The organism is Deltaproteobacteria bacterium (assembly GCA_019308925.1).
In the GTDB taxonomy this organism is placed as follows: Bacteria; Desulfobacterota; B13-G15; order B13-G15; family RBG-16-54-18; genus JAFDHG01.
On sequence record JAFDHG010000013.1, the window covers coordinates 30575 to 40040 of the forward strand.

Consider the following 9466-nt stretch of genomic DNA (forward strand, 5'->3'; position numbering starts at 1 on the left):
GCCCCTCAGAATCAAGAGGAAATGAAGGCCCTTTTAACAAAAAAGGTTGACTTCCCTTGCCCCTTGTGATAGAAGTCTACCATAAAGGAGCGTAATAATGGTCAGGTACTCTTGCCTCAATTGGTGGCGTAAGGAAAAATAGAGGGGGAGTGGCCTGGCCAATGAAGTAACTGAGAGATAAAGAAGGAAAAGACAAGGGGGTCATAGGCCACTTCAAAAGGCTTATGGCCCTAATTTTTTGACCACTTGTGCGGGGTTGAGGAGATGAAACAGAGAAGATCAGTAGGTAAGGTCCTCATGGGAAATGAGGCCATGGCGTGGGGAATCATAGAGGCTGGGGCCACGGCGGCAACCTCCTACCCCGGAACCCCTGCCTCTGAGATCATGGAGACGGTGTGCCGGATAAAGGAGGAGCACAGTTTGAATATCCATACCGAATGGTCGGTGAACGAAAAGGTAGCCTTTGAGGTGGCCCTGACCAATAGCTACCTAGGCAGAAGGTCAGCCGTTATGATGAAACAGATGGGATTAAATGTGGCCTTAGATCCCTTGATGAGTTCTGCTTACACAGGCGTAAGGGGTGGTTTTGTCCTCATCGCCGCCGATGATCCTGGGCCTTATAGCTCCCAGACAGAGCAGGATAGCAGATACCTAGCGACCTTTGCCAAGATACCCGTTTTTGACCCCTCCTGCCCTCAAGAGGCCAAGGAGATGGTGAAAAGGGCCTTCGAACTCTCTGAGGAATATGAGATACCGGTGATGATGAGACCGACCTCCTGGGTATGCCACTCCCGCCAGGGGGTTGTCTTGGACAAGATAGAAGGGAGAAACGAAACTCCCTCTTTCAAAAAGGACCCCCAGCGTTGGGCAGCAACCCCAAGATTCAGATATCTTCTGCACAAGGAGCTAAACAGAAAGATCAGAGAGATCTCTCTCCGAAACCACCCATCCCCCATCTCCGCCCCTGGGGGGGCGGAGATGGCTGTGGTGGCCTCAGGGGTCCCCTATGCCTATGCTTACGATGTCGTCAAGGCCATGGGGCTGGAGGAAAGGGTGGCCTTGTACAAGGTCGACCTCCCCTACCCCCTGGGCCAGGAGATAGATGAACTTGTACAAATCCATCCACAGACCTTGATATTGGAGGAGACCTATCCCGTGATAGAGCTTCAGATAGGCTGCAGGGAGGGAGTCAGGGGAAGGTTGGACCTCACCATCCCCTCCGAGGGAGAACTAACCCCAGACATCATCGCCCACCTCTTCGCCACCCTCTTGGGTGAAGGGGTGGGGGAGGTGAGGATCCCCCCTGAGGGGGGGAGGAAACCGAGTTTGTGCCCTGGCTGCCCTCACCGGGCGGCATTCTGGGCCCTAAAAAAGGCCTTGCCCCAGGGGATATATCCCGGCGATATAGGCTGTTATACCCTGGGGTTGAATCTCAAGGCCGTGGACACCTGCCTGTGCATGGGTGCAAGCGTCAATCAAGCCGCAGGCCTTTACCACTCTTTTAAACAGGGACAAAAGAGTGTCCCACCCATTGTTGCCACCATCGGAGACTCTACCTTCTTCCATGCAGGGATCACAGGTTTGATCAACGCCGTCCACCAAGGGGCCTCCTTTGTCCTTCTCATCCTGGACAATGGGACGGTGGCCATGACTGGTGGACAACCCACACCAGCAGGGGGTGGTCCGGGTAAAAGTATACAGATAGAGGAGGTAGTTAGAGGGTGTGGGGTGGACTTCATCCGGACAGTGGACCCCTATGACATCCCCCTCCTGATTCAACTTTTAAAGGAGGCGGACCACTATGCACGAGGCGAGGAGAAGGGGGTAGCGGTGATCATCGCCAGGCACCCTTGCCTGATCTATGGGGCTAGGGATGAGAAAAAGGGGGGGGGTGAGATCTTTATCGGAGAGGAATGTGATCTTTGTGGTCTGTGCACGGAGAGGTTCGAATGCCCAGCCTTGTGCAAAGGCCCTCAAGGGGGACCCATTATCATCAAGACCTTATGTACCAACTGCGGCGCCTGCCTTTACGTATGCCCGCAGGGGGCGATAAAGAGGGTGTAAAAATGGATCTCCAAATGGTCATCGCTGGTCTGGGAGGGGAGGGAATCATTTTTATGACCCGTGTCTTGGTAGAGGGCCTCTACCGATGTGGCCAACCCGTGATCTCAACGGAGACCCACGGCATGGCCATGAGGGGAGGATCGGTGATATCACAGATCAAGATTGGGGATTACCAGAGCCCCCTGATCCGTTATGGGGAGGCCGACCTTTTAGTGGGGACCTCTCTCGAAGAGGCCCACAGGAATCTCCCCTACCTCAAAGAGGGGGGGATAATCATTAAAAATACACCTCAAAAAGGGGTCCATTGTATCGATGCCAGCGCAATAGCTCACAAGATAGGCAATCCCAGGGGAGGTAATTTGGTCCTCCTGGGATATGTCTTAGCCCATCTTGTTCCGGCCATCTCCATTGAACCCTTCCTAGAGGTCACTGGAGAACTCACCCCAGAGAAGTTTCTTACAGGCAATCTAAAGGCCTTACAGGAGGGATGGCAGGTAGTTTTGCAAGGTAATAAGGAGGAGGACAAAGCGGAGGAGGGGAATCAGGCGGCACGGGAAAATTGACGCTCTTTCCTGCGCATCCTGCGGATGGCCTTGGCCCTCTTCAGCCTTACCCTTTCTCCCTTGCTGATAAAGTAGGAGTGCTTCTTTAAGGCAGGCTGGATGTTCCTTTGAAAATCCTTCTTGAGCCTTTTGAGCATCTTCTCAAGTTCATCTCTCTCAGTCATCCAATCCCCTCCTTTCCTTTCAGAGTCTTTCCGCCCCTGCTATTAATCCTCCGATGACCTCGTTTTACTTTTTAAAATAAAATTATAAACCATCTGCGATATATTTTCAACCCCCTAACAGGACCAAACAGATCTTTTCCCATCCTCGAATCCTTGAATCCCCCTTTGGGAAATGGTATCTTCATTAGCGGGGAGGATTAAACCTTTTCACCTTTCTGGTGTCATAAAAAATATGAGGTAACCATGGGAGGGGAAACCCAACTGGTGGAGAGGGTGCTGAGGGGGGAAGAGGGGGCCTTTGAGGAGCTGGTCATGATGTATCAAGCACCTATCTATTATCTCACCCTCCGCTTCGTCAGGGATGAGCAAGCGGCAGCAGACCTGGCCCAAACCACCTTCTTTAGGGCCTTCCAGGGGCTCTGGGGCTTCCGCCAAGGGGCGAGTTTTAAGACGTGGCTCTATCGCATCGCCATCAACCTTTGCAAAAATTACCTACGAGATCATGGAAAGGAGAAGTTTAAGGATTGGAGTGATATCGATCCGCCCTCATCCGCTAACCCCTTACAGAAACTTATAGAAAATGAGGAACAGAAGCTCCTCTTGCGGGCCTGGGGACGACTACCCGAGAGACAGCGACTCACCTTGACGCTGAGGGTGCAAGAAGGGATGAAGTACAGGGAGATAGCGGAGGTCTTGGGATGTTCCGTGGGGACGGTAAAGGCAAATTTTCACCACGCCCTTATCAAATTGAAGGAGATCTTCCAGGAGGGCTGAGATGAGATGCCATAAGGTGGAGAAGTTATTGCCGGACTACATCGGCGATGAGCTATCGGCTGAGCAGAGGAGACAAATCGACCAACATATAGAAGGATGCCCCAACTGCAGAAATAGCTTAGGGATGTTAAGGAAAATCTGGGATGGACTTGCCCATCAACCCCTCCCTCAAAGGGGAGAGGAGTTCTGGCAGGAGTTTACCCGGGGCGTTATGAGGGAGATAAGGGGGGGACAAACTATGCCCTCTAAGGAAAAAAGGGGCTTTGCCCTCCCAGGATGGAGATTCTTTCTCCCTGCGGCGGCGGCCCTGCTCATCATTGTGGGGGTAATCGTTTTAAAAGGTGGCCTTTGGGGACCCTTTAATGGGGAACAGCAAAGTCCATGGGCCTTTTTTGAGGAGCAGGAGGTCCTGGTTGAGGTGGTCCATCACCTTTCCTTTGGGCCCATGGCCATGGAAGGAGAAGGCCCCCCGGGTGGGATTACCCTGAAAGAGTCTCCTCTTTTGGCAGAAGGGTTAAGGCCCCCTCTAAAACCGACGGAGACGGCGGCGATCGCAGAGGCGCTAACACTGCTGTTCGGAGAGGACGACCTCTATGGGGAATTGGAGGAGTTACAGGAGGAAGATCTGGAGGAGTTCTGTCAACTTCTCTCCTCGAGATATCCCTCCAGTTGACGAAAAGGAGGAGATCCGATGAACAAAGGATTGCTTGTCTTGGCCTTGATTGTCTCTCTGGGTTTAACTGGTGCAAAGACCCTTGCTCAGCCCACTGGACCCCCTCCATCCAGAGAGGAAAGACCCATGAATCGCGAACGAGCAGAGGAACTGAAAAAGAGGGTGGAACTCATCTGGATGTGGCGGCTGACCGAAGAGCTGGAGTTGACGGAAGAGGAAGGAGCTAAGCTCTTCCCTCTTCTGCGCAAATATGAGGAGAAAAAGAGACGGCTGAGGGAAGAAAGGAAGAGGCTCTTTTGGGAATTGAATAGGATAGTCGAGAAAGGTGAGGTATCTGAGGGGGCCTTGAAGGAGGCAGTAAAGGCCCTGGAAGAAAACGACAGGGACCTCCAAAAGGTGAAGGGGGAGGGATTTAATGAGCTCAAGAAGATCCTCCCTGTAAAAAAACAGGCAAAATACATCATCTTCCAAGAGAACTTTCGCCGCGAGATACATGGCCTTATCGAAAGGGCAAAGCGAAGGGAGATGAGGCCCAGGAAACCCTGAGGCTGCATCCTTTACAACCCCCCCTTTAGATGTTAATCTCTTGAGGGATGTCACAGGCAGGGATAGATAAAGGGGGGGTATATGCGGAAGTAGGAATTGCCCTCCCGCTGGAGAAGACCTTATATTACGCCATCCCCTCGCATCTCCGATCCTTGTCCGAGGTCGGCAAGAGGGTCTTGGTCCCTTTAGGTAGACGAAAGGTCACCGGCTACCTACTGGAGATACCTCCCCATCTTCCCCCAGGTATAAGGGGCATAGATATAAAAGAGATCCTCGATATCCTGGATGAGGCCCCTCTCTTTGACGAGGGGATGCTCCAATTCTTCCGTTGGATTGCCAACTATTACCTCGCCCCTTTGGGGGAGGTAATAAAGACGGCCCTTCCCCCCGGGATCAACTGGGAGAGCTATTATCACGTATCCTTGACGCAAGAGGGGAAAAGGGTGGCCCTCGGGCACTCTCCCCATAGGGCCCCATATGTCGAGGTACTGCAGGCCATAGACCCTCAAAAGGGGAGCCCCCTGAAGAGGCTCCTCAAGGACCACCCTCGCCGTTCCCTCTTCTTCTCCTTGCAGAAAAAGGGATTGATCTCCCTGGAGGCAAAGATAAAGGAGGGAAGGACGAAGGTCAAAAAGTTGACCTTTGTGGAGACCTTACCACCCCCTTGCCCTGCTGAGCCCCTCAAACCCAGGAAGAGGGAAATTCTCTCCTTTCTCGATGGGAAAAGGAGGGTACCGATGGGAGAACTTCAGAGGAGGTTCAAGAGAGCCCCCTCGGCAATCAAGGAGTTGATGAAAAGGGGAATAGTGGCCGTGAAGGAGGAGGAGATCTATAGAGAACCAGTTATGGAGGTTCTTGAAAGAGAGGAAGGCCCCTTCTCCATGACCACAGAGCAACAAGAGACCCTGAAGCAGATAAGGAGGGCCCTGGAGGGGAATATGTTTAGCCCCTTTCTCCTCCATGGTGTGACGGGTAGCGGAAAAACAGAGGTCTACCTCAGGGCTGTGCAGGAGGCCCTGTCTTTGGGTAAGCAGGCCTTGATCCTCGTCCCTGAGATCTCCCTCACCCCCCAATTATTGGGGCGCTTCCAAAGGAGGCTGGCCGTGGAAATGGCCCTCCTGCACAGCGGTCTGTCGCCGGGGCAGAGGTACGACCAGTGGAGGAAGGTGAGCAAGGGCGGGCTTAAGGTGGTCATCGGTGCCCGTTCCGCCATCTTCGCCCCCTGTAAAGACCTAGGTTTGATCATCGTGGACGAAGAACATGAGACCTCGTACAAACAGGAAGAAGGGGTGAGATATAATGCGCGGGACCTGGCCTTAGTGCGGGCAAAGAGGGAGGGAGCTGTGGTGGTCCTCGGCTCCGCCACCCCTTCCCTCGAATCCTTTTACAACGCCCAGAGGGGGAAGTTCCAACCCTTGCACCTAACACAAAGGGTAGCAGGAGGAATCTTGCCACAGGTGGATATAGTAGACCTAAAGGGGGAAAAACATCCCCTGCTCTCCTCCACCTTAAAGGAGGCCTTGGCCGAAGCTCTGGAAAATGGAGGGCAATCCCTTCTCTTTTTAAACCGACGGGGGTTCTCCAGTTCGGTCATCTGCGCTGATTGTGGTTCTCCCTTCAAATGTAACAATTGCAGCGTAACCCTCACCTTTCATGCCCAGAGAAGGGTCCTCCTTTGCCACTATTGTGGTTATCATCTTCCCGCCCTCCAAATCTGTCCCCACTGCGGGGGCGGCAAGATCCAATTGCTTGGGTTCGGCACAGAAAGGGTGGAGGAAGAGATAAGGAAACTATTCCCCCAGGCTCGGGTTGCACGCATGGACAGTGATGTCATGACCCGGCGGGGTGCCTATGGAAGACTATTAAGGGCCTTGGAAAGGGGTGAGATAGATATCCTAATAGGAACTCAGATGATCGTCAAAGGACACGACTTCCCCCAGATCACGTTGGTGGGAATCATCTCAGCCGATGTCACCCTCAACCTCCCTGACCTCCGGGCAGCGGAGAGGGGTTTTCAACTGCTCAGCCAAGCGGCTGGAAGGGCAGGAAGGGGGAGGCGTCCAGGAAAGGTCATCATCCAGACCTTTCTCCCCGATAATTACGCCATTCAAAGGGCCAAAGGACATGACTTCTGGGGCTTCTATCAGGAGGAGATGGCCTTACGCAAGGCCCTGCGCTACCCCCCATTCACCCGCATGGTCAATATAAGGGTCTCATCCAGAGACCCCCAGGATGCAGAAGTGGGAATACAAAAGCTGGCGAAAAAGGGGGCAATTCTACTAAAGGCCCACCCGGGGAAGGTGCAGATATTGGGGCCAAGCCCTGCCCCCTTAGCCCAGATCAAAGGGAGATACCGCTGGCAACTCATCCTCAAGGGGGAAAGGATCACCCACCTTCAACGTTTCGTCCACCCCTTGATGGAAGAGGGAAAAAGACTAAAAGGGGTAAGAATAGAGGTGGATGTGGACCCCCTTTCCATACTTTGAAATAGAGGCCTATCCTAGATAAGCACTATATAAGGGTCTGGATCTTCTCTCATTTAGTTGGTGGAATTGAAAGGATTTAAGGGGCCAATAAATACAGGGTCCTAGGGGCCAAGGGGTCTAGTGGTCGAGTGAAATACACTAGAACCCTGGAATCCTAGAACCCTTCATTTTGAATCCTTGGACCCCTTTTAGCAACTTTTTTTGGAGAAGAACCAAGGCTCTTTATAACAAAAGGAATATATTGACTTTCAAGAATTCATCCTATAGATTCTAATGGAAATTGAAGTATTATCGGGATTTTTAAGGGAAACCCCTGTAGGATCCTTTTCTTCGGTCCTTTTTGTCCCCCAAACTTCAGAGAAAAGGGGAAGACCGTCTACCAATATGATGAGGGGAAAAAGTTCGCCAGAGAAAAAGATAAACCCAAATAAAGGAATGATCAAGATGGGGAAAAAGGCCTTTCCCCTCCTTTTGCTCTTATTCCTCCTCTTGCTCCCGGGAAAACTCCACCCCAAGGGGGCATACCATTATTGCATGCCCGAAAATAGGGGTGGGATAGATCCATCGGCAAATACAGTGATCGGGGCATTCCGAGACTATACCATTAGAGAAGAGGATACCCTGTTGGACATCGCCAGGAAATACGATCTGGGATATCTGGAGTTGGTCATTCTCCATCCCGACATCGATCCCTGGGTACCCCCTGCAGACAAAAAAATGAAGGTCCCCACCTCCTGGGTGCTCCCCATATTCTATAAACGGGGGATCGTAATCAACATCCCTGAGTTAAGGCTTTATCTGTTTCTAAAAGGGATCCAGATGGTGAAGACATATCCCATCGGCGTCGGAGTCCTGGACTGGCCCACCCCCTTCGGGAGTTTTAAGGTAGTGGAAAAGACCAAAAACCCCACCTGGAACATCCCCCCCTCCATTCAGGAAGAATACGGGACAAGATTTATCCCCCCAGGCCCAGATAATCCCCTGGGAGAATATTGGTTACGGCTTTCCAACAATGACTATGGCATTCATGGCACCAACTCTCCCTGGGGAATAGGTAGATTGGTAAGTCATGGCTGTATAAGGCTTTATCCAGAGGATATTGAGGAGCTCTTCTCCTTGGTGAAATTAGGGACACCTGTGGAGATCATCTATGAACCTATAAAGATCGGTTTTAAAGATAACCACATCTTTATCGAGGTCCACCCCGATATCTACCATAAGATCCCCGACCTCCTCCTCCACAGCGCAAAGAAGCTCTTTACCTATCGGATTTGGGAGGAGGTAGATCTCGACCTCCTCGTCCAGGCCCTGGAGGAACAAACGGGGATCCCCGTCGATATCACGCGAAAAAAGTAAGGGCGGCAACCAAGAGATTACCGCCCTTACATGGCCTTACTTCCGCAATCCCTTCTCAAAAGCCTTCTCGCACTTCTCGGCACAGATCTCGGCCCTGTCGGCAGAGGACTGAGCCCTGATGGCAGCGGCCTCAGCCTTGTGTGCGGAACCCTTGGCACTTTTGGCCGACGCCTGGGCTGCCTTCATGGCCGCCTCGGCGGCCTCCCTGTGCTGTTTGATCTCCTTCATCTGTTTGTCGGTGGCACAGCCCAACCCGAGGACCGCTATAAAAACCAGAGAACAAAGACAAACACCAGCCTTTTTGACCCAAGATCTCTCCACCATAACATACCCTCCTTTTTAAAAAGTTGATGGGATAACCTCTTCGATATCTTATACCCTCCTTTTTCCATAATTTCAAGGGGTATTTTTAACTTTTTTTGGTAAACCTTTTAAAAAACCTCAGGCCAAAGCCAACGGCCAAGGCCCCCCCGATGAGGATGACCAAGGAGGCGGCAAAAAAGGTAGCGATAAATTCCACAGGATGCTGTAGGTCATAGGCGACCTTCAACATGACAAGGCCAAAGGCCGCTATCCCAAGGGAAAGAAGGAGGAGAGCAAGACAAAGGCCTGGAGACACCTATCCTCTCCTTTCGTTTCGCTCCATCATAGCCTAATTCCCAATATCTATCAATCACTCAGGGCAAGATATATTGACGAAAAACGATTTTCATTATATCCTTTTTAAAACCCAAGTTTGACAAGTCTTTTGTAAGTAGTTGAAATATAAGCACAAAAATTTCCAGTTACACTAGGAGATTAAATTTTTCTTATATATCACTATGTTACGGGACTATCTTT

Annotated in this window: 10 protein-coding genes; 7 read left to right on the forward strand and 3 right to left on the reverse strand. The window is 51.7% G+C overall.

From position 1 onward, the window contains the following. The first annotated feature begins 264 nt into the window (after positions 1 to 264). Together JRI46_03445 and JRI46_03450 are read left to right on the forward strand one after the other, a co-directional pair. Positions 265 to 2064 carry a 4Fe-4S binding protein gene (locus JRI46_03445; GenBank protein ID MBW2038637.1) on the forward strand — a complete coding sequence of 600 codons (1800 nt, stop codon included), beginning with the start codon at positions 265 to 267 and terminating at the stop codon, positions 2062 to 2064. Between the two features lie 2 nt (positions 2065 to 2066). Further along, positions 2067 to 2627: a 2-oxoacid:acceptor oxidoreductase family protein gene (locus JRI46_03450; GenBank protein MBW2038638.1), complete on the forward strand. Its 561-nt coding sequence runs from the start codon at positions 2067 to 2069 to the stop codon at positions 2625 to 2627. Here JRI46_03450 and rpsU read toward each other — a convergent pair. Then, positions 2606 to 2791, reverse strand: a complete 186-nt coding sequence (gene rpsU / locus JRI46_03455) for a 30S ribosomal protein S21 (protein ID MBW2038639.1) — start codon at positions 2789 to 2791, stop codon at positions 2606 to 2608. The genes JRI46_03450 and rpsU overlap by 22 nt on opposite strands. A 243-nt stretch (positions 2792 to 3034) precedes the next feature. Here rpsU and JRI46_03460 point away from each other — a divergent pair, with 243 nt between their 5' ends. The 5 genes from JRI46_03460 to JRI46_03480 all read left to right on the forward strand — a co-directional run bounded on the left by JRI46_03460 (position 3035) and on the right by JRI46_03480 (position 8626). Beyond that, the gene (locus tag JRI46_03460) at positions 3035 to 3565 is read left to right on the forward strand and encodes a sigma-70 family RNA polymerase sigma factor (GenBank protein MBW2038640.1); all 531 of its coding nucleotides are present in this window, start codon (positions 3035 to 3037) and stop codon (positions 3563 to 3565) included. Between the two features lies 1 nt (position 3566). Further along, positions 3567 to 4238 carry a zf-HC2 domain-containing protein gene (locus JRI46_03465; GenBank protein MBW2038641.1) on the forward strand — a complete coding sequence of 224 codons (672 nt, stop codon included), beginning with the start codon at positions 3567 to 3569 and terminating at the stop codon, positions 4236 to 4238. 18 nt (positions 4239 to 4256) lie between these two features. Further along, positions 4257 to 4784 (forward strand): hypothetical protein, encoded by a 528-nt coding sequence (locus tag JRI46_03470; protein ID MBW2038642.1) that lies wholly within the window; start codon positions 4257 to 4259, stop codon positions 4782 to 4784. 47 nt (positions 4785 to 4831) lie between these two features. After that, complete coding sequence (gene priA / locus JRI46_03475; GenBank protein MBW2038643.1) at positions 4832 to 7270, forward strand: primosomal protein N'; 2439 nt, start codon at positions 4832 to 4834, stop codon at positions 7268 to 7270. A 384-nt stretch (positions 7271 to 7654) separates the two neighbouring features. Continuing rightward, positions 7655 to 8626 (forward strand): L,D-transpeptidase family protein, encoded by a 972-nt coding sequence (locus JRI46_03480; GenBank protein ID MBW2038644.1) that lies wholly within the window; start codon positions 7655 to 7657, stop codon positions 8624 to 8626. Positions 8627 to 8662: 36 nt separating this feature from the next. Here JRI46_03480 and JRI46_03485 read toward each other — a convergent pair whose 3' ends face one another. Both JRI46_03485 and JRI46_03490 read right to left on the reverse strand, forming a co-directional pair. Then, positions 8663 to 8950 (reverse strand): hypothetical protein, encoded by a 288-nt coding sequence (locus JRI46_03485; GenBank protein MBW2038645.1) that lies wholly within the window; start codon positions 8948 to 8950, stop codon positions 8663 to 8665. Between the two features lie 85 nt (positions 8951 to 9035). Further along, a complete protein-coding gene (locus tag JRI46_03490; GenBank protein MBW2038646.1) occupies positions 9036 to 9245 on the reverse strand; it encodes a hypothetical protein in 210 nt (69 codons plus the stop codon). Positions 9246 to 9466: the final 221 nt, after the last annotated feature.

Coding starts and splice junctions, on each gene's coding strand:
- priA (MBW2038643.1), top strand. CDS start 4,832: ATGTCACAGGCAGGGATAGATAAAGGGGGGGTATATGCGGAAGTAGGA.
- rpsU (MBW2038639.1), bottom strand. CDS start 2,791: ATGACTGAGAGAGATGAACTTGAGAAGATGCTCAAAAGGCTCAAGAAG.
- JRI46_03460 (MBW2038640.1), top strand. CDS start 3,035: ATGGGAGGGGAAACCCAACTGGTGGAGAGGGTGCTGAGGGGGGAAGAG.
- JRI46_03485 (MBW2038645.1), bottom strand. CDS start 8,950: ATGGTGGAGAGATCTTGGGTCAAAAAGGCTGGTGTTTGTCTTTGTTCT.
- JRI46_03465 (MBW2038641.1), top strand. CDS start 3,567: ATGAGATGCCATAAGGTGGAGAAGTTATTGCCGGACTACATCGGCGAT.
- JRI46_03480 (MBW2038644.1), top strand. CDS start 7,655: ATGATGAGGGGAAAAAGTTCGCCAGAGAAAAAGATAAACCCAAATAAA.
- JRI46_03445 (MBW2038637.1), top strand. CDS start 265: ATGAAACAGAGAAGATCAGTAGGTAAGGTCCTCATGGGAAATGAGGCC.
- JRI46_03470 (MBW2038642.1), top strand. CDS start 4,257: ATGAACAAAGGATTGCTTGTCTTGGCCTTGATTGTCTCTCTGGGTTTA.
- JRI46_03450 (MBW2038638.1), top strand. CDS start 2,067: ATGGATCTCCAAATGGTCATCGCTGGTCTGGGAGGGGAGGGAATCATT.